The following is a 24004-nucleotide window of genomic DNA, read 5'->3' as shown; positions in this document are numbered from 1 at the left end:
CGCACGCGTGAAATGCTATGTCGGTCCATCGCGAGGATCGCGGTGGCCGTTGGCGTAGCTTCGATCAGCAACTTTACAGGACGCAGTCATGTTCCTTTCCGTTTTCGACGTATTCAAAATTGGCGTCGGGCCTTCGAGTTCGCATACGATGGGACCGATGACAGCGGCAAACCGCTTTCTTGACCTGATTCTCTCGAACGAATGGCCGCGGCCGTCTTCCGGGGCCCAGGTCGCGTCGATCAAGGTCAGTTTGCATGGCTCGCTGGCGCATACCGGAATCGGCCATGGCACGGGCAGGGCGGTCATCCTCGGCCTGATGGGCCAACAGCCCGACAGCGTCGATCCCGACCAAATGGATGGATTTATCGACCAGGTCGAACGCACCGGTCGAATCACGCCGCCCGGCCATTCCGCCTACGCCTTTCAGCCGAAGAACGATCTCGTTTTCGACAAGAAGCAACCGCTTCCCGGCCATGCCAACGGCATGTCGTTTTCCGCCGCTGACAAGGACGGCCGAATGCTCATCAGGCGCGTCTACTATTCCGTTGGTGGCGGGTTTGTTGTTACCGACACCGAGCTCGAGCAAATGCGCGCGAAGAAGAAGACGCCATCCGATTCGCTGCGAGTGCCGTATCCATTCGCTTCGGCCAAGCAGATGCTCGACATGGCTGCACGCTCGGGTCTTTCCATCGCCCAGATGAAGCGTGCCAACGAGGAGAGCCAGCGCAGCCGTGAAGAGCTCGATGCAGGTCTTGACCTCATATGGGAGGCAATGCGGTCCTGCATTGAGCGAGGTCTCAAAGTCGATGGCATCATGCCAGGCGGGCTCAATGTCAGGCGGCGGGCGCGGTCGATCCACGATAAGCTGCAGGAAGAGTGGCGCAGCAATCGTATCAATCCGTTGCTCGCCAACGATTGGTTGAGCGTCTATGCCATGGCCGTGAATGAAGAGAATGCTGCCGGCGGACGTGTCGTCACTGCGCCGACGAACGGAGCTGCAGGCGTGATTCCGGCAACGATTCGCTACTACGAGCATTTTCATGACGACTGGGATCAGAACGGGATTCGCGACTACCTGCTGACCGCCGCAGCCATTGGCGGCATCATCAAGCACAATGCATCAATCTCAGGCGCGGAGGTTGGCTGTCAGGGCGAAGTCGGTTCCGCTGCCGCGATGGCAGCTGCCGGCCTTGCCGCGGTCATGGGCGGCACGCCGGAGCAGATCGAAAATGCCGCGGAAATCGCGCTGGAACACCACCTCGGCATGAGTTGCGATCCCGTTGCAGGCCTGGTGCAGGTTCCGTGCATCGAGCGCAATGCGCTCGGCGCCGTAAAGGCAGTCACGGCGGCATCGCTGGCGATCAAGGGCGACGGCAGACACTTCGTGCCGCTCGACGCCTGCATCGAGACGATGCGCCAGACCGGCAACGACATGAGCGAAAAATACAAGGAAACCTCGACTGGTGGCCTAGCCGTCAATGTCGTCGAATGTTGATGCTGTGGATGCTGTGGATGCTGTGGATGCTGTGGATGCTGTGGATGCTGTGGATGCTGTGGATGCAGCACTTGTTGCTTGACGCTGCCTGTCAAAAGGATTTCAACGGGCGGCATGGCATTGCATCTCATCAAACTATGCGTCGGTGCGGATTCGATCGACGACCTTCGTGAATGGGTGGCCGATCGCTCGCTGCGAGCCATCGCCGCCGGCCTCGAGCCTCATTCCGTACACACGACAAGAATGGTTCCCAAACGCGTCGAGGAACTGCTGGACGGCGGTTCGCTCTATTGGGTGATCAAGGGGCAGGTTCAGGCGCGCCAGAAGCTGTTGGATGTTCAAACCTTCACGGACGGAGAAGGCATTTCGCGCTGCCATCTGGTGCTCGGCCCGGAGGTTATCGAAACCTCGGTGCAGCCCAAGCGTCCGTTCCAGGGATGGCGTTATTATCCGCAGGATGACGCCCCACGCGATCTGCACAGTCTTGGGGCGGGCATCGCGGAAATGCCCGCGGATCTTCGCCGCGAGCTTTCCGAACTTGGTCTGCTTTGATCAGCGCAAGCGCATCGACACCGCAGCCCTGCCATCCGGGCAAGTGACATGCAGGTGAACATGAGCCTCCGGCTGTGAATATCGCCAGGCACGCGCGCCGTGGCTTAGCAGCAGATTGATCAGGTCCTTGGTTTTGGCAGACTTTGCCTTCGGCCTCTGCAGGCCGATTTCCGCCAGCCGCAAAGCCGCCTCGTGAAGCGGATGCAGCCCAAGCCGCGGATTTTTGCCGGTGATACGGCCCTCGGCCGGAAACTCCGGAACGTTCTCGTTGATCGCCATTCTCATCCCCGTACGCATTACAAATCGAGTCTCAGAACTGCAGCCGGGTCAAAACACACTGGCCCGGCTTTTAACGGACTGGCGCCAGCCAATGGCGAGCGACAGTCTTCCTGCTACTGGGCGGAAGCCCAGCACTTGACGCCGGCCCGCTTTAAAGCAGTGCAAGCGTTCACGGCAGCGCGCTGATCGTCGAAGCCGCCAAAGCGAGCGCGATAGCTTCCTGCATAGGCAATGGCGTAGGGCTTGGCAGAGCGTAGTGCCTTGCCACCCTTGTTCTGGACTCCGCCGAGGAGCTCCATTGCTGCTTCCCTGCTGGATGATACGCCGATCTGAACGACCCACCCGCTCGGCTGTTGCTCCTTGGTGGAGGCAGTCGTCAGCGCATCAACAGACGTGTCACCCTGCTCCGGGGGCACATAGGCGGGCGCCGGCGTCTGCACAACTGCTGAGGCCTGCTTGATTGGTTGTGTCCTGACCCTGGTCGGGGCTGGCATTTCCTGCTGCAGCAGCGGATTTTCGGATTTTGACGCAGTCGTATCCGCGTAGGCGACTTGGGCGGAAGCACCCTGATAACGGCTGTCCGGCGCCGGCGCGGTCCGAGGCAGGCTTACGTCCTTGGTGGTGGTTGCAACCTCGGTCGCCGCGACCGCTGCGGGGATGACCGGCTTTGGTGCGATCTTCGGGGCTTGGGCAACGAGATTCGATACGTCCCCACGGCCAGAAGCCTGCGGTAGGTAAGTCGCGATCAGCTTGCGCATCTGACTATCGCGGGCAGGGGTCGACGCCCCGCCGAGAACCACGCCGACGATCGACTTGCCCTCCACCTGAACGGAGCTCACAAGATTGAAGCCTGCAGCGCGGGTGTAGCCGGTCTTGATGCCGTCAACGCCCTTCACGGAACCGACGAGACGATTGTGGCTTCGGATGATGCGGTTGCCGAACTTGAAGCTCTGCGTTGAGAAATAGCCGTAATACTGCGGAAAATGCTGGCGAAGCGCAATGCCAAGGCGAGCCTGGTCGCGAGCCGTAGTCATCTGGGCGGTATTCGGCAGACCGTTGGCGTTGCGATAGGTCGTCCGCGTCATGCCGAGCGCGTGCGCCTTGGCGGTCATCATCTGCGCGAAACGATCTTCGCTGCCGCCCATGAGTTCACCGAGGGCGGTCGATGCGTCGTTCGCCGATAGCGTCACCAGACCGAGAATTGCCTGCTCGACCGAGATGACTCCACCTGGCCTTACGCCGAGCTTGGTCGGAGCCTGACCGGACGCGTGCGCGGAAAACGGAACCGCCGTATCAAGGTGAATACGCCCTTTTTCCAAGGCTTCGAAAGTCAGGTATAGCGTCATCATCTTGGTGAGCGATGCCGGATACTGCAGGCGGTCGGCGTTTTCGCTGTAGAGGACGTCCCCGGTCTCGGCGTCAACCACGATGCCGGCGTATTTCGGATTTGCAGCCTCAGCATCGGCGCTGATCGAGTCGACCATTACCATGCCGACCGCGATCGAAAGCGCCGTCATCGCCTTGACTAGAAAATTGCGAGACCGTGATGGAGATTCGGAGGAGACTGGCCTGGACACTATTCAACTCTTCGCTTGCATTTCAGATGTTCGAGGATCGCACGCCCTCCCGTACGATCGTTCTTCCTAGGAGATTAGCCAGCCCCGGTTACCAATCCGTTTATGATTAATCGTTTGTTCCCGCACTTCGGACTATTCTAGTCGCTTGTTGCAGAACGGCTCACGAGGCGCGCTTCCACAAAGTTGCGAATAGCGGCATCAATGTGGTCCCAATCGGCCAAATGCCGACTCGAGAACCGATAGAGCACACTTAAATCACTGCCGACTCTGATATCGCGCTGACAGTCGCTGCTGGTCGCCATCGCAGTGGCAGGCAGGGCACAACGCACGGCGTAGTCGGGGCCATCTGGGCGCGCTGCGGTCAGCAGAACTTCGCCCGAATACCCTGCGTCAACCCGCAGACGATGCAACATCAGCCCGTTGGAAAAGGGCTCAGCCTTGCCCTCGAGCAAATGCACATAGATCGGCCCAAGCCGGCCCGACATGTCGCGGGACATAGTGCTCTGCGTGATCTGAAGGAAAATGAGGCCGGCGGACTGAGAAACATCGTCGAATCGCTGCCGGTCCGCCTTGCTGTAGCCCTGCATCTCGGGCCAGGTGAGGTAGAGATCGGCGCGCTCGGAAATGCCTTCCCGCCGTTGGCTTGGAAAGCGGAGCGTGTTTTCCGACAGACGCAAAGTGTCGCGACCGATTGTGAGTAGAATTGGCGCCGTTCTGCCCGTGTTGCCAGCAAGCGTTAAGCGCGCACCAAACCAGCGACCGCCGAGGCTGATAGCAACGGTCAGCGCCGCGAGGACCGCGACCATTGCAACAAGACGCAACAGGAAGCTTGAAGAGAGAAGCGGGGATTCCTCAACGCCGTGGGGATCATGCGCAAGATGGCTCATGGCTGCTTTCGGATGTCGGACCGCCGCAGGAAAAACAGGAGCCGTCGGTGCCTATGATAATTATCGGGGATAATCTGTCCGGCAGGGTTAATGAAGACTTAAGACGATAGGCGAGAGCCAATAAATGAACCGCCCCCGGGGACAGCGGGAGCGGATCTGAGACACCGGTCAGGACGGGGATGCGGTGGACTGACCGGAGCCTGTCGATTGTCGCCAGTCTGCCCGCCGACGCAATGCCTACTTGACGCTGCCGACAGCCATTGCGCGTCCGTCCTGCAGTTTCACCCAGCGGGTCGGGTCTTCAGCCGACTGACGCTTGAGGAACGTGTATTCTGTATCGGCCCACAACATTACCTTGTTACGCATATTATCGAGAACGAAGTCGCCACGATCCGTGCGGACGGTCAGAACGGCATGACCTTCGCCGCTGGGCTGAAGGACAACGGTCATCAGGAGGTCCGAGGGCGAGATACCTGCGTCAATGAGCATCTTGCGCTTCAGGAGCGCGTAGTCTTCGCAGTCACCGACGGTGCGCGGATAGGCCCAGCGCTCTTCGACTCCATAGATTTCCTTGTCGGTCATCGGGGTTATTGACGAGTTGACCTGATAGTTGACCTTGAGGATCGTCTTCCAGCGTTCTTCCGTTAGAAGAAGTTCGCCCTCATCACCAGCGGCGTTCACACAATCGCCGGGTAGTTCCTTGCAGAACTGGTAGGCACCGATCGGCGGACTCGCGTTTCCAACGACGGTCATGTTGAGGGACGATGCCTGTCCCAAGCCCATCATCGCCATCAGCATCGCGCCAGCTGCCAGACTGCCTTTGATAAAAGTTGTTATCGTCATCGTCATGTCCCCGTTGTGAGGAGAACGTGACACAGACGTTTTTATCCGACGCAAAATTACGTAGTCAAATTAACGGCTTAGTTGATTCAAAGACGCGTAGAATTCGGCTAAAAACAAAATCGAATGCGCATAAAATTTGAAGTACCTTCGCGCTAAATTCGATTAAAATTGTTGCTTTCCGGGAAAGACGTGAGCGCCTTGAATGACGCGTTTTGGCGCAGAAAGTTAAACGTCGCGCCGTATGGGGGTGATTTGTTATTGCTTCCCTAACCATGTGGGACGTTGCAATCCGAGCCGATCGACATGCAGCGGCGCGAAATACGGGTCTAAGCAGGGCCAGTTGCTGCTGGCATCGGGATACGTCGCCGAAAATTATTTCTTGAGAACATCTCGAAAGCGGTCGGTTGCATCAATGATGGCCCGTGCCATTCCAGTACTGCTGGGGGAGTGTGCCGCATTTTCAACGATGACCAATTCGCTGTCTGGCCACGCGACAGACAGTTCCCAAGCAGTCTTGAGCGGCGCTTCGAGGTCCAATCGCCCCTGAACGAGTATGCCGGGGATGCCCTTCAGCCTGGCGGCATTCCGTAAGAGTGCACCATCTTCTAGCCATGCCTGGTGGCGGAAGTAGTGAACGACGATCCGGGCGCGGGCAAGGAGATATCGAGGTTCCCGCCATCGTCGCGGCAGGCCGTCCCGATTTGCGAGGAGAATGGAGGCGGCCTCCCAGTCATGCCAATCGCGAGCGGCACGCAGAGTTACTTCCACATGGGGACCGCTGAGCCGGCGATGGTAGCCCTCGAGGATACCGGCACCACGAAGACCGGGAGGAAGGGCGTTATTCAGACGGTCCCACTCTTCGGGGAAAAGCTGCGCCATTCCGCTGGTCAACCAGTCGATTTCCGATGGACGGCTAGTGGTCACACCAGCAGCACGATGGCGGCGACGTACTCAGGATGAGTTTGGGCGTAGGCAAGGGCGAGCGTCGATCCCCAAGACACCCCAAAAACCACCCATTGCGTCACCCGCAGGTGACGTCGGAGGGCCTCCATGTCGTCCACAAGATGCCAAGTTGTGTTGGTGGCGAGATCGGTCCACGCAGCTGCGGCATGCGGCAGGCTCCGGCCGCAGTTTCGCTGATCGAAAACAATGATCCGGTAGACTGAGGGGTCGAAATAGCGACGCGCCGATGTCGATGAGCCGGAACCCGGGCCACCGTGAAGATAGACTACCGGAAGCCCAGTCGGATTGCCGCAGACCTCCCAATAGAGCCGGTGGCCATCACCGACGTCGAGAAGGCCGTGCTCCTGGGGTTCGATTTCAGGATAAAGCGACATTCTGGACCACCCATTTCAGGCGGCCTCATGCAATAGCTCCGTGAGGGAGGCATGACAACGATCAGAGAAATTCGCGGAGTGTTTCGCGCGACTGCAGGGAGAGGAACTCGATCGCAACACCTTCGACGAAATGCCGTACAACACGACCGCGCATATTGCCGAGGCGAAGCGGTGTGCCTATCGGCGGGCGTACTTCGACATCGACCGCAGCGCCTGAAAGCGACAGGTCCATGATTCGGCAGGTGTAGCGCGCGCCATCTTCGAGCGTGATCTCGGTCTTGATCTCGCGTGGCGTCAGCCGATCGTGGCGACGGTCCTCCGGCAGTCCAAGTTCGTGCTTGTTCGCAAGCCACGTCAATTGGGCGGCCAGTTTCTCGCGCTTGCGCTCGGTGGCGTGGATGGACATTGTGAAGCCACGCCCGTCGATGGCCTGGACATAGCCTTCGACGCGCCCCAGGTGATCGATATAGGCCACGACACGCTCATTGGCGCGTGGGCGCCCCTGGCAAGCCACGTACATATCACCCGGCGACATGTCGATGACGAGGCATTCAAATTCCTCGTAGTTGGCCAGCATTAGCCGGCCCTGCATATTGATGGGGACGCGTTGGAAGGCACCTTGTTCGAGGCGAGGCGCAGTCCGTTGCGTCTGAGCTTGCTGGAACGCGTGCATCAAATGGCTTCTTCATAAAATACTACCTAGTGATGTTTAACCGCAATCCATTAACAGAAGGTTGTTCCGCCTTGCGATCCATGCAACCGATCAACCGTGCCGGAACGGAACATTGGTACCAGCCACATCTTCTAACGCGTGGGACATCATGCGCCGCATAGTGTCGGAGATAGAGGGCGAGCGCTCTGCGGCGAAGTGACTGTCATCGATTTCGCCGTCCGTGGCGTCCGGCTGCCTGCCGAGTTGCTCGTGCAACAGGCGGCTGCGGTCGAGTGCGAGAAACTCAAGCGGAACCACTTCGAGCCAACTCGCCGCCGCCACCGGTGCGATGGCACCAAGGAGCTTGTCGCAACCTACCCCCTCGGACCGGAGCGGCAGGAGGATGATTTCGAAGGATGCACGATGGCCAGCCGTGCTGTAGCCGGTGACATTGAGCAGCGCCGGGATTGCGTGCTCCATTACCCCGGCCGCGGTCTTCTCGATATCGTCATCGCCGTGCGCCCACAGCTCACGCAGAGACGCAGAGCCCAGGTCTCGGCCAAAAAGATCGCAAATCCGAGTACCGGCAAGACGGAACGCGATGCGGCCACTTTCATTCATTTCGAGCAGGAAAAGGCTCGACAGGATATGTCGAACATCGCTCGGCACGATCTGCGATCTCGACGGCGCAAAGTCCTGACCGCGGATTCGGTTCCAGTATTCGAATAGCGCTATTGTAGTTTTGAGACGCATGCGGCACCGATTTGCTTCATTTCGGATCAAGACGTGGCCTTCATGACCACCTTCACCTTCTCCCTGCGTATTTCATGCCAGATCAGCGCAGTTAAGGTTAACAAAGGGTTCCGGTTGAGCGGCCGGATGTGCCATGCCAGTATCCCGTCATCGCTTCCACTTCGGAAGTCAGCACAAATTGCTCGGGCACGGGGTTTCCTCGGGAGCGCTCGGGAAGCCGTCCGGTTCCGATCGGACGGCTTTTTTTTTGGTTCCTCGTCCTGTATGGCTGTGGCCCAAATCACTCGAGGACGAAGATGGAAGACCATCCGGTCGCACCGCATACAGCCGAGGCTCCCCCGGCACGGCCACCGCGGTCGCCGGTTTTCAACCTTCCGAGACCGGTGCTGGCCGCCCTTGCACTGCTCGGGCTGATCTATGCTGTTCAAGCTCTATTGCTGTCGAGCGACGCGCTCGACTGGCTGTTCTTCAACTTCGGCTTCATCCCGCTGCGCTACGTGACGCCACTTTCACAGCAGGGACCGCAGCTCTTTTGGACGCCGGTGAGCTATTCGCTGCTTCATGGCAGCATCGAGCATATCGTGTTCAACGGGCTTTGGCTGATGGCTTTCGGCACGCCGGTCGCCCGCCGGATTGGAACGGCGCGCTTCGTAGTCTTCTGGGTGCTGTCGGCTGTGGCGTCCGCTGCACTCCACGCGGTCTTGAACTGGAGCAACGCCACGCTCCTGATCGGTGCTTCCGGCGTAGTATCGGGGCTCATGGGCGCAGCGTGCCGCTTCGCGTTTCCGCCGGAACGGCAACCTCTTCGACCCGCGCATCTCAATGCTCGGCTGTCAATTCCGGAGGCGTTCCGCAGCCGGACCGTCGTCATGTTCATGCTCTTCTGGTTCGTCGGCAATCTTCTGATTGCCTTCGGCATTCCGATGATCGGCGACAGCTCGCAGGCGGTCGCCTGGGACGCCCATATCGGCGGCTTCGTCTTCGGATTCATCCTATTCGCCTTCTTCGACCGGCAACCGAAGCCTGTGGCTCCAGAAACATCAGACATGTTGCAATCTTGAGCGTTGGAGTGCACCATTCGAACTGATCCGTGATGGGAGGAGAGACCGCCACGGATGCCTGTGATCAGACGGATCTTTCGCTTTCGACATAGGAGGTTCAAATGTCCAACTCAGTCAAAGCCATACTTGATGCCAAGGGCAGGGATGTGGTGACCGCCGGGCCGAATACGACCGTTTCCGAAGCCGCCGCGATTCTCAGCAAGAAAAAGATCGGCGCGATTGTCATTGTCGGGATGGAAAACAAGATTTCCGGGATTTTCACTGAGCGCGATGTCGTCAATGCCATCGCCAAGTCGGGTGCGGCCTGCCTCGATCAGCCGGTCGCTTCACTGATGACGGCGAAAGTCTATCGCTGCCACGAGGATTCCACCGTCAACGAGTTGATGGGGCTGATGACCAGCCGGCGGTTCCGACATGTTCCTGTTGAAACCAGCGGCAAACTTGTTGGCATCATCTCGATCGGTGACGTCGTCAAGACGCGTATCGCGGAAGTCGAATTGGAAGCTGAACAGATCAAGGCATATATCGCGGGCTGATATCGTCGCCGGCAACAGTCAGTACGAGCCGGCGAAAAGTTCCTGCATCCGTTTAAGTTCGGGAAGTCGGGCCCTGGCTTCCTCATAGCCGCGTTCGATTGCTTCGCCGGCGCGGTGAAACTCCGAGAGACCGATATCGCCGAGCCGGGGCTGCAACGAAATATCCGGCGGATCGCCAGCCAGACGCGCACGCGCGATCCTGTCCTGGATAATGTTGAACGCCTGCACCATCACACCGGTCATGCCCATCTTGGCATATGGCACTTCCTCGCGTTTTTGAACCTCGGAGGGTGTGAGGCTCGCATTATGTCTTACAACGGCGGACCGGCCGTAGAGATCGTAGTTCAGGTTTACAGCGACGACGAGCGGCTGCTCGTAGGCACGGCAAACGGAGACGGGAACCGGATTGACCAATGCGCCATCGACGAGCGTGCGCTGATTGCTGCGAATTGGTTCGAAAATGCCGGGGAGCGCGTAGGAAGCGCGTAACGCTGTGATCAGCGAGCCGCTTGCGATCCAGACCTCGTGGCCGGTATTGACCTCGGCCGAGACCGCCACGAACGGCCGGTCGAGATCCTCGACGTTCAGGCCCTCCAGATGCTCCTGCATCCGTTTCGTCAATCGCATGCCGCCAAACAGGCCGCTTCCACCGATGGTGAGGTCCAGCAGGCTTGCAATGCGCCGCATCGTCAGCGAGCGGGCAAAGCTCTCGAGTTCATCGAGTTTGCCTGCGAGATAGCATCCGCCGACAAGTGCGCCGATAGACGTCCCGGCAATCATGCCGATCTCGATGCCGCCTTCGTCGAGCGCGCGCAACACACCGATGTGCGCCCAGCCACGCGCAGCACCACCGCCCAGCGCAAGCGCGAGCTTGGTTTTCTTCGGAGTAGGCGTGGGGACGGGAGGAGCGATCATGTCCGGCGATTTCGTGGTGCCCGCGTCGGAGTTGCCGGCCTCGGAGTTTTGGCGATTCAGGCCCCAGTTCAACATGGCTCGCCTCCCTCCTGGAAGATACTCGGATGACTATATTAGTGTCCCAGCTTTCTTTCCAACTGGTATATAGACGTAGTGTTTGTCTCAATAAGTGGCAGTTGCCCGACTTTAGCGCTCTTTTCCGTAGATTTCATCCGGATCGAACTGCCGTTCGTCGTCGACGATATCAAGCATGGGCTTTCCGTCGACGAGGTCGATGGTTCGGTAGAAGCAGGAGCGGCGACCGGTGTGGCAGGTCGCGTCGTGACCCGCCACTTCAACTTTCAGCCAGATGGCATCCTGGTCGCAGTCCGTACGGATTTCCTTGACCATCTGCGTGTTGCCTGACGTTTCACCCTTGATCCAGAGTTTGCCCCGAGAGCGGCTGAAATAGTGCGCCTTCCGGGTCTGAATGGTCAGCGCCAGAGCCTGCGCGTTCATGTGGGCGACCATCAGCAACTCGCCGTCGTTTGCGTCCGTCACGATGGCGGTAATCAGGCCGCGGTCGTCAAACCGCGGCGTAAAATCACCTGCATCCTCAAGCTCAGATTTATCGTCGGACGGCGCATTGAAGGCAATTGTCATTGGCGCGGCTTTCTCAAGCGAAGCCGAGGTCAGCGGCTCCGAACCATGGTCATAAAGCGGGCTTGATCAGCCGGCTCAGTTTTAAATGTGCCGGTGAAGGTTGTCGTCAATGTGGTCGAACCTTGCTTCTGAACACCGCGCATCGCCATGCACATATGTTCGGCCTCAATCATGACCGCCACGCCACGCGGACCGAGCGTATCGCCGATAGCCTTGGCTATTTGGGCGGTCATGGATTCCTGCGTCTGCAGTCGGCGGCCGTAGATTTCGACAACCCGGGCAATCTTCGAAAGACCGAGCACCTTGCCGTCGGGCATGTACGCGACATGCGCCTTGCCGATGATCGGCACCATGTGATGTTCGCAATGCGAAAAGAACGGAATATCCCTGACAAGCACCATGTCATCATAGCCGGCGACCTCTTCAAAGGTTCGGCCAAGTACATCTTCGGGATCCATATCGTAGCCGGCGAAGAGCTCGCGGTAGGATTTGGCCACGCGCGCCGGCGTATCGAGCAGGCCTTCGCGGGACGGATCGTCACCGGCCCAGCGAAGCAGTGTGCGCACGGCATCCTCAGCCTCTTTCTGGCTAGGGCGACCAGAATCGGGATCGAGAGCGGTCTGCGGAAAATTCTTTACGATGGCGTCCATATGCAACTGTCTCCTGATCCGCACTGCGGACCGTCTGTCGGACTAGCCACTGGCAATCCCATTTCAGGGAATTCATGCACCTTTGGCAGGCTCCGGGGCTTTCGGGGCTTTCTTTTGAGGGCCCTTCCGGCACGGTTTCCCAATCAAACTTACACGAGGCCATTGCATTTCGATGGCCCTCGAACGACATACATATAGGAAAGCGGCATCTTTATGTAAGTCTCCTGGCGCGACACGCTGTGTTTTTGTTTATGCTACAGTGACGCCGGAACAGCCGATCCGCATGGAATTATGGAGCGGAATCCACGATGGACGACATCTACAACACCAAAATCTTAGAGTTTGCAGGCAATATTCCGCTGATCGGCAGTTTGTCGGACGCCGATGCGAGCGCTCAGGCGCACTCGAAACTCTGCGGCTCCAAGGTGAGAATCTGGTTGAGCATGGATGATAACACGGTCAGGGCTTTCGCTCATGACGTCAAGGCGTGTGCCCTTGGCCAGGCATCTTCCTCCATCATGGCGCGTCATATCATCGGCGCAACCTCGGAAGAGTTGCGTCAAGCTCGCGAAGATATGCTCTCGATGCTGAAAGCGGACGGCGAGGGGCCACAAGGCCGCTTCGAAGACATGCGCTATTTGCGCCCCGTCAAGGACTACAAGGCACGGCACGCGTCAACGATGCTCACGTTCGACGCGGTGGTCGATGCGATTGGCCAGATCGAAGCCAAGCGCATCGAGACCGTTGGGGCTTGAGCGGCGCGGGCGATGTGTCAATTCTGCACCGTACGCCAGGGCGATGACGAGGAGGAGGGCGGTGCCGCCGCAGCTCCTCGAAAGCCGCCATATCCAAGTTCGCGCAACTACGCGGGACCATTCCGCAAGACGCCCGATCGGCTGTTCGGCATGGGTTTCATCCGGCTCTATCAGCTGACGCTGTCCGGCTTCATAGGCAATTCCTGCCGGCACATTCCGACCTGCTCGGAATACGGCTACGAGGCCATCGCCCGCCATGGCCTGTGGGCGGGCGGCTGGATGACTGTTTTTCGGGTCGGTCGCTGCGGTCCGGGTGGCACGAGCGGTCTCGATCCGGTGCCTGAACGGCTGAATGACCGGCTTCGCTGGTGGACGCCGTGGCGCTATTTCGCGCTCGGGCGCAAGGCCAACTGACGGCATGGCGGCCTATGTAGCACTTCTGCACAGCATCGTCCTTGCGCCCGGCCGGCGCGTCGTGATGTCCGACCTTCGGGACATGGCCGAGAAGGTCGGCTATCGCAACCCGCGAACGTTGGTGTCGACCGGAAATATTGTTTTCGACACAGCCGACGCGCCTCTAGGCGAGATCGAAGCGAAACTCGAATCGGCGTTCAGGTCAACGTTTGGAAAGCCGGTGGACATAATCGTTCGCAGGGGCACGGATTGGCTGAACCTTGCCGCGGCAAACCCTTTTCGGGATGGCGAAGGTAGCCAGGTGATCCTGCGCGTCATGCGCCGGCCACTAGATCCTTCGGCCCTCGATACGCTCAAGACCTACGCCGCGCCCAACCAGCGTCTTGCCATCACTCACGGTGATCTGTGGATCGATTTTGCCGGCAAACCGAGCGAGTGGAAGCTGCTCTCGGCGCTGACGACGAAACGCATGGGCGTCGGCACGTTGCGCAACTGGAACACCGTGCGCGGCCTTGCCGAAATGATCGGCTGACGCGGCTTTTTCTTTACTAGAAGGCCAAATCTGGCTATCAGGCCACGGCGTATTCGTGCGGACGAAACGCATCATTGCAACCACCCGCATTCGTTGGCGGGACTGGACAAGGAGAATATCGATGTCCCAATCCGTTTCCCTGACATTTCCCGATGGTTCCGTGCGCAGCTACGATGCTGGCGCAACCGGCAAGGATGTCGCCGAATCCATTTCCAAGTCGCTTGCCAAGAAGGCCGTTGCCATTGCGATCGACGGCACCGTGCGCGACCTTTCCGATCCGGTGACGGACGGCAAAATCGAGATCATTACCCGCAACGACGGCCGCGCGCTGGAGCTTATCCGGCACGATGCGGCACACGTCATGGCGGAAGCCGTGCAGGAATTGTGGCCTGGCACACAGGTGACCATCGGCCCGGTCATCGAGAACGGCTTCTACTACGACTTCGCCAAGAACGAGCCGTTCACGCCCGAAGACCTGCCGAAGATCGAGAAGCGGATGAAGGAAATCATCCAACGCAATGCGCCCTTCACCAAGCAGGTCTGGTCGCGCGAGAAGGCCAAGGAGGTGTTCGCCGCAAAGGGCGAGCAGTACAAGGTCGAGCTCGTCGATGCTATTCCTGCCGGCCAGGACCTGAAGATCTATTATCAGGGCGACTGGTTCGACCTCTGCCGCGGGCCGCACATGGCCTCCACCGGCCAGATCGGCAGCGCTTTCAAGCTGATGAAGGTGGCGGGCGCTTACTGGCGCGGCGACAGCAACAATCCGATGCTGACACGCATCTACGGCACGGCCTTTGCCGAGCAGTCGGAACTCGATAACTACCTGCATATTCTCGCCGAAGCCGAAAAGCGGGACCACCGCCGCCTTGGGCGCGAAATGGACCTGTTCCACTTCCAGGAAGAGGGGCCGGGTGTCGTCTTCTGGCATGGCAAGGGTTGGCGGATGTTCCAGACGCTGACTGCCTACATGCGTCGCCGCCTCGATGGCGACTACCAGGAAGTGAACGCGCCGCAGGTGCTCGACAAGTCGCTCTGGGAGACCTCCGGCCACTGGGGCTGGTACCGCGACAACATGTTCAAGGTGACGGTTGCCGGCGACGACACCGACGACGACCGCGTCTTCGCACTGAAGCCGATGAACTGCCCGGGTCACATCCAGATCTTCAAGCACGGCCTGAAGTCCTACCGCGAACTGCCGATCCGGCTTGCCGAATTCGGCAACGTGCACCGCTACGAACCGTCGGGCGCGCTGCACGGGCTGATGCGCGTGCGTGGCTTCACGCAGGACGATGCGCATATCTTCTGCACCGACGAGCAGATGGCTGCCGAATGCCTGAAGATCAACGACCTGATCCTGTCGGTCTACGAAGACTTCGGCTTCGAGGAAATCGTCGTCAAGCTCTCGACCCGCCCTGACAAGCGCGTCGGTTCGGATGCCCTCTGGGATCGCGCAGAAAGCGTGATGATGGATGTGCTGAAAACGATCGAAGAGCAGTCTGGCGGACGCATCAAGACCGGCATCCTGCCGGGCGAGGGCGCGTTCTACGGACCCAAGTTCGAGTATACGCTGAAGGACGCCATCGGCCGCGAATGGCAGTGCGGCACGACGCAGGTCGACTTCAACCTGCCCGAGCGATTCGGAGCCTTCTACATCGACAGCAATTCGGAAAAGACGCAGCCGGTGATGATTCACCGCGCCATCTGCGGCTCGATGGAACGCTTCCTCGGCATCCTGATCGAGAACTTCTCGGGCCATATGCCGCTGTGGGTCTCGCCGCAACAGATTGTGGTCGCGACGATCACCTCGGAGGCGGATGGCTACGGCGCCGAAGTTGCCGAGGCGCTGCGCGATGCTGGCCTCAATGTCGAGACCGACTTCCGTAACGAGAAGATCAACTACAAGGTCCGCGAACATTCCGTTACGAAAGTTCCCGTCATCATCGTCTGCGGCAAGAAGGAAGCTGAGGAACGCACGGTGAATATCCGTCGTCTCGGCAGCCAGGAGCAGACGTCGATGTCGCTTGATGAGGCAATCGCGAGCCTGTCGCTGGAGGCAACGCCGCCGGATATCCGCCGCAAGGCCGAAGCCAGGAAGGCGAGGGCTGCTTAATTCGACGTGCACGACGACCTGACGGTGTCGTTTTGGATGCCGTCAGGAGCCTTTGCTTCAGTGACCGCTATCGGTGACTGAAGCGCTGGCCTGATCCCAGAAACTCGATTCCGGCGCTTGCTGTCCACGATCGCACAGACACTCAAGTGTCCGCTGTCCCGGCTCGGCAGGCAATACTTTCGACGATACCGGCAGAGCGGCAAGGAAGGCTTGAGACGGACGATCAGTCCGAATCCTCACCGCTGTTCGCGGCACCCTCAAGCTGGTCGTAGGACGGCAAGGCGCCAGACCCAGACACGGGCTGATCCGGCGATGCGGAGCCGGAGGGAAGCTGGACGGTCGTGGCCGCAGCCACCGGCTCGGCGGGCTGCACGTCCTTCATGAGCACCTCAATGTCGACATTCTTGCCGGCCGCGACTTTGAAATCTCGCTGATAAATCTTGTCCTTGTTACGGGCCACAGCCGAATATTCCCCTTCGGCAAGAACCATCGTCGGGAATGCACTGACGCTTTCGCCTACGCTGTCGCCGGCAGCGGTCAGAATGGACCAAGCCGTGTCGGCAATTGCCTCGCCACCTGTGTCGGATACCAGCTTGAAGGTGATCTGTGCGGCCTTGTGCTGGATGGTGGCTTCCGTCAGTTTGCCTGCTTCGACCTGGATGTCGGCCCGGATCGAGGCGTTCACCTCTCCATATTCAGAGACGATGTGATAGGTGCCTGCATTGAGCCGAACGACGGTATTCGGCGGAACGTCGGCCATGACGAGGCCACGCTCACCGTCCTCGCGCACATCAGCGGAATAGATCGAGAAGCTGAGTTGATCCGGGCGAATGCGAACATCGGTACCGGACACCGCATTGAGCAAAAGGCCTCCAGCCTCAAGCACCAGGGTCTGCCTGTCGACCAGACCTTCTTCGGGAACTGTCAATTTTCTTGTGATGCCGGCACGGCCAAAGGAGACGTTGACAAAATAATCACCAGCCGCGAGTTGGAAGTCTGCGGAGCCGCCTTGCGACGACGCGACCAGAGGCAGCTTTCCGTCGGCGCCGGCAACGGGGTTGAAAACGTACCAGGAGAGACCCTCCTCAACCGGATCGCCGTTGCCCGTCAGTTTCGCCTCAAGTGCAACATCGTGAAGCTTGGAGCCTACAGGCGCAGTACCTGGCGCAATGAAGGCATTGAGCTTGGGCATCTTCGTCGTTGTGTCGAGCTGTTTGAATTCCTTGAAGGCGTCTTGCGCCTGGGCGCCCAGAGGCGACAAGGCAACGAGGACGACGGCAAGGCTCATGCGTACATAAGGCAAAATGCCAACCATGTGCTTAGCGAACCAATTGACATCTGAAATCACAGAGGCCACTTCAAGACCAATGCCATGGCAAATTCAAGACCCATCGCCTGCGCCATCATGAAAATGGAAGTCTCTCCCGCATGAAATCCGATATCAAGCTCATCGACTATTTAAGCGTTCGCCGTTCAATTCCCGCATTCCAAATGTGCGAGCCAGGACCGGACAAGTCCGAGATCGAAGAAATACTACGACTGGCCTCGCGTGTTCCGGACCACGGAAAGCTCGCGCCATGGCGCTTCATCGTCTACCGCGGAGAGGAGCGCATCCGGATCGGCGAGGGGCTTTTGAAGCTGGCGCTGGAGCTAAAGCCGGAACTCTCCGATGAAATGATCCAAGTCGAGCGCGCGCGCTTCACCCGTGCGCCAACCGTTGTCGCGGTCGTCAGCAAAGCCGGACCGCACATCAAGATTCCCGAATGGGAGCAGCTGATGTCTGCCGGTGCAGTTTGCCTCAACATCATTTTCGCCGCGAATGCCCACGGCTGGGTCGCCAACTGGCTGACCGAATGGTTCGCCTACGACGAGCGTGCCTATCCGTTGCTCGGTGTCCAGAAGGGCGAGAAGGTGGCAGGCTTCATACATATGGGCTCGACGACAGTCCCGCCGATCGAACGACCGCGTCCGGAACTCACCGAGACCGTTACATGGGTCGGAGGCGACAACTGATGTTCTATACGACCGACACGAACCGGCACGGGCTCGCCCATGATCCTTTCAAGGCTATCGTGTCGCCGCGTCCGATCGGCTGGATCGGCAGCAGGGGAAGCGACGGCTCGATCAATCTGGCGCCATACTCCTTCTTTAACGCTGTCTCCGATCGACCGAAGCTGGTCATGTTCTCCTCGGCCGGCCGTAAGCACAGCCAGCGCAACGCTTACGAAACCGGCGAATTCACCTGCAATTTCGTCAGCCGCCACCTTGTCGACAAGATGAACACGTCGTCGGCCATGGTACCGTACGGAGTGGACGAATTTGCGCTCTCTGGGTTGACGGCGAAGAAGGGGGAACTGGTGGATGCGCCTTACGTCTCAGAAGCCTTCGCCGTCCTCGAATGCAAGGTAACCGAAATCCTCGAACCCAGGTCACTGACCGGTGAAGCTTCCGAGAACATCGTTGTCTTCGGGCAAGTGGTCGGGATCCACATAGATGAGTCCGTCGTCCGCGACGGGCGCCTGGATATGGGCATGGCGCGGCCTGTCGCGCGTATGGGCTACATGGACTACAGCGAGGGAAGCGAAGTCTTCGAGATGTTGCGCCCTCGGCTATGAGGCCCGCCATAGCCGGACCATAAGCATTAATAAACGTAGTGAACCAATCTTAAACTTTTCCCACTTACCGTGATTGCAACGATTTGAATGCGAGCGAGTCGCGTTCGGGCATGGGGCACACGGGTGATCGTAGAAGCATTTCTTCGTTGGGCGGAGACCGCCAAGGCCGGAGACCGGGCACGTGCGGCCAACGCTCTGGGCAGAGCCTATTTGCAGTCCGCCATGACGGCTGATGAGCGCACCGCTGCCGGGAAGGCCATGACTTACCTGCTCGATGACCCGTCACCGAAGGTACGGCTGGCGTTAGCCGAGGCGGTAGCTTGGTCGCCGGATGCGCCCCGCGCACTGGTTCTTTCGTTGGCTTCGGATCAGCCGGAGATTGCCTGTCACGCGGTAACCTGCTCGCCGCTGCTGTCTGATGCCGACCTGGTAGACCTGGCTGCCCGGGGGGGTGTCACCCGCATTTTGATTGCGGCGCGTCCATCGGTTTCTCGATCCGTCGCAGCAGCAATTGCCGAGATCGGCGATGAAGATGACATCCTCTGCCTTTTGGAGAACGAGGCAGCCGCGATTGCTCCGGCTTCCCTCAAAAGAATCGCCGAGCGGCTGGGCGACAGCAGCGATATCCGCAACTTGCTGCTCAATCGCTCCGATCTCCCTGCCGACGCTCGGCAATTGCTGGCAGAACATGTCAGCAACGTTCTCCTCGCACTGCCACTGGCCCGCGCAGCGATTGGTGCGGCTCGCCTTCAGCGTATCTGCAGAGAGGCAAACGAGTCGGCAATTGTTTCGATCGCGGGCGATATTGCTCCGTGCGAAGTTCCCGATCTGGTCGAACACCTACGGGTGAGTGGGCGCCTGACGGCGTCTTTTCTCATGCACGCACTCTGCTCCGGCAAAGTGGAATTCTTCGCAGGCGCCATTGTTAATCTGACGGGTTGCCACGAACAGCGAGTCCGTTCCATCCTCGCAACAGGACGCATGCATGCGGTGCGCGCGCTCTATGAGTCGGCCGGCCTCGCACGGGAAATCAGCACAGTCTTCGTCGAGGCGACGCTTCTGTGGCGAGAGGTTTCGAAGAAGACCTCAGGCACGATGCTCGGCGATGTCTGCAGCAGGCTCCTGGACAAATTTCATCGCGACGGCACGGCGCGCGGCGCTGCGCAGGAGCTTCTGGATATGGTTGAAAAGTTGCAGATTGCGGAACTGAGGCAGTCCGCCCGCAGCTATGCGCATTCGGCTTCGCTCGCTGCAGCGTAGCGGTTATTTGCTTCTGGCACAGCAGCGCCACCAAGCAAAAGACTGTTCCGCAAATATCGGGACGCGGAGATCGAACCGTTCCGCAAACCCGCTCAGCCTTCGGCCACCCGCGGAGCGGGCGGGACCTGTTCGTCAATCATCACCTGTGGACCGGTTTCGCCTTGATCGGCGGTGCGGACCTCGTGCATCCATTCGCGCCAGATGGCAACGATGAGTGCCATCAGCACCGGACCGATAAACAGTCCAAGGAACCCCATGGTTTTGACGCCACCTATCAGGCCGAAGAAAGTCGGCAGGAATGGTAGTTTGATTGGGCCACCGACGAGTTTGGGGCGCAGGGTCTTGTCGACGATGAACAGTTCGACCGTTCCCCAGACGAACAGAGCGACGCCCGCGAAATGCGAGCCGCTGGCAAGGAGATAGATCGACACCAGCGTGAACGAGAGTGGTGCGCCTCCAGGAATCAGGGCCATGACGCCGGTCAAGACGCCTAGAGTTACCGGCGAAGGGACGCCCGCAACCCAATAGGCGACGCCCAGCACAATGCCTTCGCCCAGCGCGATCAGGGTCATGCCCATGACGGTCGAGCTGATAGTTGCCGGCACGACACGCGAAATCCGTTCCCAGCGGTTGGGTAAAATGCGCTCGCCGAGCATGTCGATCTGCTGCGAGAAGGATGCGCCGTCACGATATACGAAGAACAGCGCAATCAGCATGAACAGCAGCGTCAGCAGCAGGTGGAAGGCGCCGCCTCCTGCGGCAAGCACAGCCCGATATATGTTGCCGAGGTTCGCACCACTCACCGCCTGGATAACTTCCCCCATGGCACCGGGGCTGCCGATATATCTTGTCCAGAGTTCATCGAGATAAGGGCCGGCGAAGGGCAATGCGACGATCCACTGTGGCGTCGGGGCTCCAGCCCGATTGGCGTGGATGAGCCAGGCAACCCACTCGCGTACTTCGCCGGTCGTGTAAGTCACGGCAAATACGATCGGAATGACGAGGAACATAATGATCAGGATAATCGCGATGGTGGCGGCAACGGTAGTATTGCCTCCAACCCGTGAGAGCAGTCGACGGTAAAGCGGCCAGCTGGCGAAACCGATAACAAGCGCGGCAAGTACGGGAACGACGAAGCCATAGAAGAAATAGACGCCGGCTGCGACAACAAGGATCAGAAGCCACCGCGCAGCAGAGATCGACGGGATCAGTGGCGTGCGGGCAGGCGCGGACGGGCCGAGCCACCGCGACTCTCGCTGGACACTGTTGTTGTTTGGAAGGCTCACGTCGTCTTTTTCCCCTTATTCTGTGCCTATGGATATGGGCTATGCGGCACTCCGGCGCAAGCACCGAGGCGGATTTATGCCGGATGGCTTGATGGCTGCCGCCTATCGTTTTCCACAGGATGCTCCATAGCTGCAGTTTCCTCAAACAGTGTGACAAAAAACTCTCGGCAATCTTCCCTGACGCCGCGTTGAAACCATACTGTGGATCCACGGCTTATGCGCGATCACGGCGATGCTTCGGCGTGAGCTTGGGGGAGAAACAGACGATGACGATATTTTCCGCTGAAGTGTCCTGGCAGCGCGGGAACAGCGGCTTTGCCGATGGACGCTATAGTCGCGCGCATAATTGGACCTTTGATGGCGGCGCGGTCGTTCCCGCATCCGCATCGCCACACAACGTCCCGCTGCCTTGTGCCGTCGAGGAAAACGTGGACCCGGAAGAGGCTTATGTCGCCGCGCTTTCCAGCTGCCACATGCTCTTCTATCTGTGGCTGGCATCAAAGAAGCGCCTCGTGGTCGATAGCTATATCGATGCAGCAATCGGCGTTATGGAGAAGGTCGATGGCAGGATGATCATCAGCCGCGTCGAACTTCGGCCGCGTGTCGTTTATGCCGGTGGGATGCCAGACCGCGCGGCGGAAGTGAGGATGCACCGCGAGGCGCATGAACTCTGCTTCCTTGCCAACTCCGTGAAAACGATCATCGAGGTCCGCTTCGACTGACCATCAAATATCAAGGTTTTCAGCGAAGGCGGCGCGATCCTGAATGAAGCGGAAGCGCGCCTCCGGCTTCGTTCCCATGAGATCGTCGACAGCTGTTCGCGTGCCCTCGAAGTCAACTTCATCAATCAGGACGCGCAGGAGCGTACGCTTGCGCGGATCCATCGTGGTTTCCTTGAGCTGCGCCGGCAGCATTTCGCCAAGACCTTTGAAGCGGCTGATCTCGACCTTGGCTTTGCTCTTGAACTCGGTTTCCATCAACTCCTGTCGATGAACGTCGTCGCGGGCATAGGCCGATTTGGCGCCCTGCGTGATCTTGTAGAGCGGCGGAACTGCGAGGAACAGATGTCCACCGCGCACGAGTTCTGGCATCTCCTGATAGAAAAAGGTGATCAGCAGGGAAGCAATGTGGGCGCCGTCGACGTCAGCATCGGTCATGACGATGATACGTTCGTAGCGAAGGTCTTCCTCGCGATATTTCGAGCGTGTGCCGCAGCCGAGTGCCTGAACGAGGTCTGAGAGCTGCTGGTTGGCGCCGAGCTTTTCGCGACCGGCGCTGGCGACGTTGAGTATCTTGCCGCGCAGCGGAAGAATTGCTTGATTGGAGCGGTTGCGCGCCTGCTTTGCGGAACCACCGGCTGAGTCACCTTCGACGATGAAGAGTTCGGCGCCGGCGGCCGTGTTCTGCGCGCAGTCGGCGAGCTTGCCCGGCAGGCGCAACTTGCGCACTGCGGTCTTGCGGTTGACTTCCTTTTCCTTGCGGCGGCGCAGACGCTCTTCGGCGCGCTCGATCACCCAGTCGAGCAGCTTTGCTGTCTCATTGGGATTGTCGGCTAGGTAGTGGTCGAAAGGATCGCGCAGCGCGTTCTCGACGATGCGCTGTGCTTCCACGGTCGCCAGCTTGTCCTTCGTCTGGCCGACGAACTCGGGCTCTCGGATGAAGACCGACAGCATGCCGACCGCAGAGATCATCACGTCATCGGTGGTGATCTGCGCAGCGCGTTTATTCTGCGTCAGCTCCCCGTAGGCTTTCAGGCCCTTGGTGAGCGCGATGCGAAGGCCCGCCTCGTGCGTGCCGCCTTCGGGCGTAGGGATGGTGTTGCAATAGGAATGAACCTGTGGATCGCCGCCATACCAGGTGATTGCCCATTCGAGCGAACCGTGGCCACTGGTCTTCTCCGTCTTGCCAGCGAAGATCTCGCGGGTGACGGTGAATTCCTTGCCCATCGTCGCCTGGAGATAGTCTCGCAGGCCACCAGGGAAATGGAAGACGGCCTTGTCGGGCACGTCGGAACCGGGCGGCAGTACGCCATCCTCGCAGCTCCAGCGAATCTCGACGCCGCCGAAAAGGTAGGCCTTCGAGCGGGCCATCCGGAACACGCGTCCGGCGTCGAACCTGGCGTGGTCGCCGAAGATCTGCGGATCGGGGTGGAAACGGACGCGCGTACCGCGGCGATTGTGGACGTCGCCCAGCTCTTCTAGTTCTCCCTGCGGCAGGCCGCGGGAGAAGCGCTGACGGTAGAGCTTGCGATTGCGTGCAACCTCGACCTCCAGCACGTCCGACAACGCGTTGACGACCGAGACCCCGACGCCGTGCAGACCGCCGGATGTCTCGTAGGCCTTGCCGTCGAATTTGCCGCCGGCGTGGAGCTTGGTCATGATGACTTCGAGTGTCGATTTGCCCGGCACCTGCGGATGGTTCTCAACCGGAATGCCGCGGCCGTTGTCGCTGACAGTAAGAAATCCCTCGCGATCAAGATAGACCTCGATGAAATTGGCGTGGCCCGCCACCGCTTCGTCCATCGAGTTGTCGATGACTTCGGCAAACAGGTGATGAAGCGCCTTCTCATCTGTGCCGCCGATATACATGCCGGGGCGCATGCGCACCGGCTCGAGGCCTTCCAGAACGCGGATTGACGACGCCCCGTAGTCTTCAGAGGTCGAGCTAGACGGCGCGGGTCGCGACATCGCAGCCGGGCTCGGCGCGGCCGGGACTGCCGTTGCCGGCTTTGCAGCGGGCTCAGTCGCCTTGGGTGCCTCCTCTTGCTTCTGTGTCGAGGGCAATCCGGAAAAGAGGTCGTTGCTGTCGTCCATGGGGCTGTTCAGATCTTCATCCTGTCGCGGGCAGGCCGCT

General features: G+C 59.5%; 24 protein-coding genes and 1 pseudogene. 12 read left to right on the top strand and 13 right to left on the bottom strand.

Features of this window, described 5'->3' with window-relative positions:
- The first annotated feature begins 88 nt into the window (after positions 1-88).
- Together ASC90_RS10730 and ASC90_RS10725 are read left to right on the top strand one after the other, a co-directional pair.
- Entirely contained in the window at positions 89-1495 is a 1407-nt protein-coding gene (locus ASC90_RS10730) for an L-serine ammonia-lyase (RefSeq protein ID WP_056539457.1), read from the top strand.
- Between the two features lie 114 nt (positions 1496-1609).
- Positions 1610-2047, top strand: coding sequence for a DUF1489 family protein (locus ASC90_RS10725; protein ID WP_056540218.1), 438 nt, complete (start codon positions 1610-1612; stop codon positions 2045-2047).
- Here the strand turns inward: ASC90_RS10725 and ASC90_RS10720 are convergent, their stop codons facing one another.
- From ASC90_RS10720 to ASC90_RS10690, 7 genes and pseudogenes are all read right to left on the bottom strand, one after another.
- Positions 2048-2326 carry a hypothetical protein gene (locus tag ASC90_RS10720; RefSeq protein ID WP_056539454.1) on the bottom strand — a complete coding sequence of 93 codons (279 nt, stop codon included), beginning with the start codon at positions 2324-2326 and terminating at the stop codon, positions 2048-2050.
- A 113-nt stretch (positions 2327-2439) separates the two neighbouring features.
- Complete coding sequence (locus ASC90_RS10715; RefSeq protein ID WP_200950874.1) at positions 2440-3903, bottom strand: serine hydrolase; 1464 nt, start codon at positions 3901-3903, stop codon at positions 2440-2442.
- 137 nt (positions 3904-4040) lie between these two features.
- The gene (locus tag ASC90_RS10710; RefSeq protein ID WP_056539452.1) at positions 4041-4790 is read right to left on the bottom strand and encodes a hypothetical protein; all 750 of its coding nucleotides are present in this window, start codon (positions 4788-4790) and stop codon (positions 4041-4043) included.
- Positions 4791-5027: 237 nt separating this feature from the next.
- Positions 5028-5633, bottom strand: coding sequence for a transglutaminase-like cysteine peptidase (locus ASC90_RS10705; protein WP_056539447.1), 606 nt, complete (start codon positions 5631-5633; stop codon positions 5028-5030).
- A 372-nt stretch (positions 5634-6005) separates the two neighbouring features.
- Positions 6006-6970, bottom strand: a pseudogene (gene pip / locus ASC90_RS10700) (prolyl aminopeptidase).
- Positions 6971-7031: 61 nt separating this feature from the next.
- Positions 7032-7643, bottom strand: coding sequence for a PilZ domain-containing protein (locus ASC90_RS10695; RefSeq protein ID WP_056539444.1), 612 nt, complete (start codon positions 7641-7643; stop codon positions 7032-7034).
- A gap of 90 nt (positions 7644-7733) precedes the next feature.
- Complete coding sequence (locus ASC90_RS10690) at positions 7734-8375, bottom strand: PAS domain-containing protein (protein WP_056539442.1); 642 nt, start codon at positions 8373-8375, stop codon at positions 7734-7736.
- 296 nt (positions 8376-8671) lie between these two features.
- Here ASC90_RS10690 and ASC90_RS10685 point away from each other — a divergent pair, with 296 nt between their 5' ends.
- Both ASC90_RS10685 and ASC90_RS10680 read left to right on the top strand, forming a co-directional pair.
- Positions 8672-9436, top strand: coding sequence for a rhomboid family intramembrane serine protease (locus ASC90_RS10685; protein WP_056539441.1), 765 nt, complete (start codon positions 8672-8674; stop codon positions 9434-9436).
- Positions 9437-9537: 101 nt separating this feature from the next.
- The gene (locus ASC90_RS10680) at positions 9538-9972 is read left to right on the top strand and encodes a CBS domain-containing protein (protein WP_056539437.1); all 435 of its coding nucleotides are present in this window, start codon (positions 9538-9540) and stop codon (positions 9970-9972) included.
- A gap of 18 nt (positions 9973-9990) precedes the next feature.
- On the opposite strand, the gene ASC90_RS10675 is transcribed toward ASC90_RS10680, so the two are convergent.
- From ASC90_RS10675 to folE, 3 genes are all read right to left on the bottom strand, one after another.
- Positions 9991-10962: a patatin-like phospholipase family protein gene (locus ASC90_RS10675; protein WP_056539434.1), complete on the bottom strand. Its 972-nt coding sequence runs from the start codon at positions 10960-10962 to the stop codon at positions 9991-9993.
- 111 nt (positions 10963-11073) lie between these two features.
- Positions 11074-11529 (bottom strand): phosphoribosyl-AMP cyclohydrolase, encoded by a 456-nt coding sequence (gene hisI, locus ASC90_RS10670; protein WP_056539432.1) that lies wholly within the window; start codon positions 11527-11529, stop codon positions 11074-11076.
- Positions 11530-11558: 29 nt separating this feature from the next.
- A complete protein-coding gene (gene folE / locus ASC90_RS10665) occupies positions 11559-12179 on the bottom strand; it encodes a GTP cyclohydrolase I FolE (protein WP_056539429.1) in 621 nt (206 codons plus the stop codon).
- A 308-nt stretch (positions 12180-12487) separates the two neighbouring features.
- Between folE and ASC90_RS10660 the strand changes: the two genes are divergently transcribed.
- The 4 genes from ASC90_RS10660 (at position 12488) to thrS (ending at position 15990) form a co-directional block, all read left to right on the top strand.
- A complete protein-coding gene (locus ASC90_RS10660) occupies positions 12488-12934 on the top strand; it encodes an iron-sulfur cluster assembly scaffold protein (RefSeq protein ID WP_056539426.1) in 447 nt (148 codons plus the stop codon).
- Positions 12935-12946: 12 nt separating this feature from the next.
- Positions 12947-13348, top strand: a complete 402-nt coding sequence (gene yidD / locus ASC90_RS10655) for a membrane protein insertion efficiency factor YidD (RefSeq protein ID WP_056539424.1) — start codon at positions 12947-12949, stop codon at positions 13346-13348.
- 4 nt (positions 13349-13352) lie between these two features.
- Positions 13353-13880, top strand: a complete 528-nt coding sequence (locus tag ASC90_RS10650) for a DUF1697 domain-containing protein (RefSeq protein ID WP_056539421.1) — start codon at positions 13353-13355, stop codon at positions 13878-13880.
- Positions 13881-14001: 121 nt separating this feature from the next.
- On the top strand, positions 14002-15990 hold the full coding sequence (gene thrS, locus ASC90_RS10645) for a threonine--tRNA ligase (RefSeq protein ID WP_056539418.1): 1989 nt from the start codon (positions 14002-14004) through the stop codon (positions 15988-15990).
- A 223-nt stretch (positions 15991-16213) separates the two neighbouring features.
- Here the strand turns inward: thrS and ASC90_RS10640 are convergent, their stop codons facing one another.
- Positions 16214-17305: a hypothetical protein gene (locus tag ASC90_RS10640; protein WP_056540214.1), complete on the bottom strand. Its 1092-nt coding sequence runs from the start codon at positions 17303-17305 to the stop codon at positions 16214-16216.
- Positions 17306-17418: 113 nt separating this feature from the next.
- Between ASC90_RS10640 and ASC90_RS10635 the strand changes: the two genes are divergently transcribed.
- From ASC90_RS10635 to ASC90_RS10625, 3 genes are all read left to right on the top strand, one after another.
- A complete protein-coding gene (locus ASC90_RS10635; protein ID WP_056539415.1) occupies positions 17419-18003 on the top strand; it encodes a nitroreductase in 585 nt (194 codons plus the stop codon).
- Positions 18003-18605 (top strand): flavin reductase family protein, encoded by a 603-nt coding sequence (locus ASC90_RS10630; protein ID WP_056539412.1) that lies wholly within the window; start codon positions 18003-18005, stop codon positions 18603-18605. The genes ASC90_RS10635 and ASC90_RS10630 overlap by 1 nt, the downstream gene beginning before the upstream one ends.
- Positions 18606-18692: 87 nt before the next feature.
- Positions 18693-19865, top strand: coding sequence for a DUF2336 domain-containing protein (locus tag ASC90_RS10625; RefSeq protein WP_056539409.1), 1173 nt, complete (start codon positions 18693-18695; stop codon positions 19863-19865).
- A gap of 92 nt (positions 19866-19957) precedes the next feature.
- On the opposite strand, the gene ASC90_RS10620 is transcribed toward ASC90_RS10625, so the two are convergent.
- Positions 19958-21151 carry an AI-2E family transporter gene (locus ASC90_RS10620; protein ID WP_056539405.1) on the bottom strand — a complete coding sequence of 398 codons (1194 nt, stop codon included), beginning with the start codon at positions 21149-21151 and terminating at the stop codon, positions 19958-19960.
- Between the two features lie 266 nt (positions 21152-21417).
- Between ASC90_RS10620 and ASC90_RS10615 the strand changes: the two genes are divergently transcribed.
- Positions 21418-21873, top strand: coding sequence for an OsmC family protein (locus ASC90_RS10615; RefSeq protein ID WP_056539402.1), 456 nt, complete (start codon positions 21418-21420; stop codon positions 21871-21873).
- Positions 21874-21876: 3 nt separating this feature from the next.
- Here ASC90_RS10615 and parE read toward each other — a convergent pair whose 3' ends face one another.
- Positions 21877-23964: a DNA topoisomerase IV subunit B gene (gene parE / locus ASC90_RS10610; RefSeq protein WP_056539399.1), complete on the bottom strand. Its 2088-nt coding sequence runs from the start codon at positions 23962-23964 to the stop codon at positions 21877-21879.
- Between the last annotated feature and the right edge of the window lie 40 nt (positions 23965-24004).

It is taken from the genome of Rhizobium sp. Root1220 (genome assembly GCF_001426265.1).
Classification (GTDB): Bacteria; Pseudomonadota; Alphaproteobacteria; order Rhizobiales; family Rhizobiaceae; genus Rhizobium.
The sequence above is the reverse complement of the archived record's forward strand: the minus strand, read 5'-3'. Positions and strand labels throughout refer to the sequence as shown.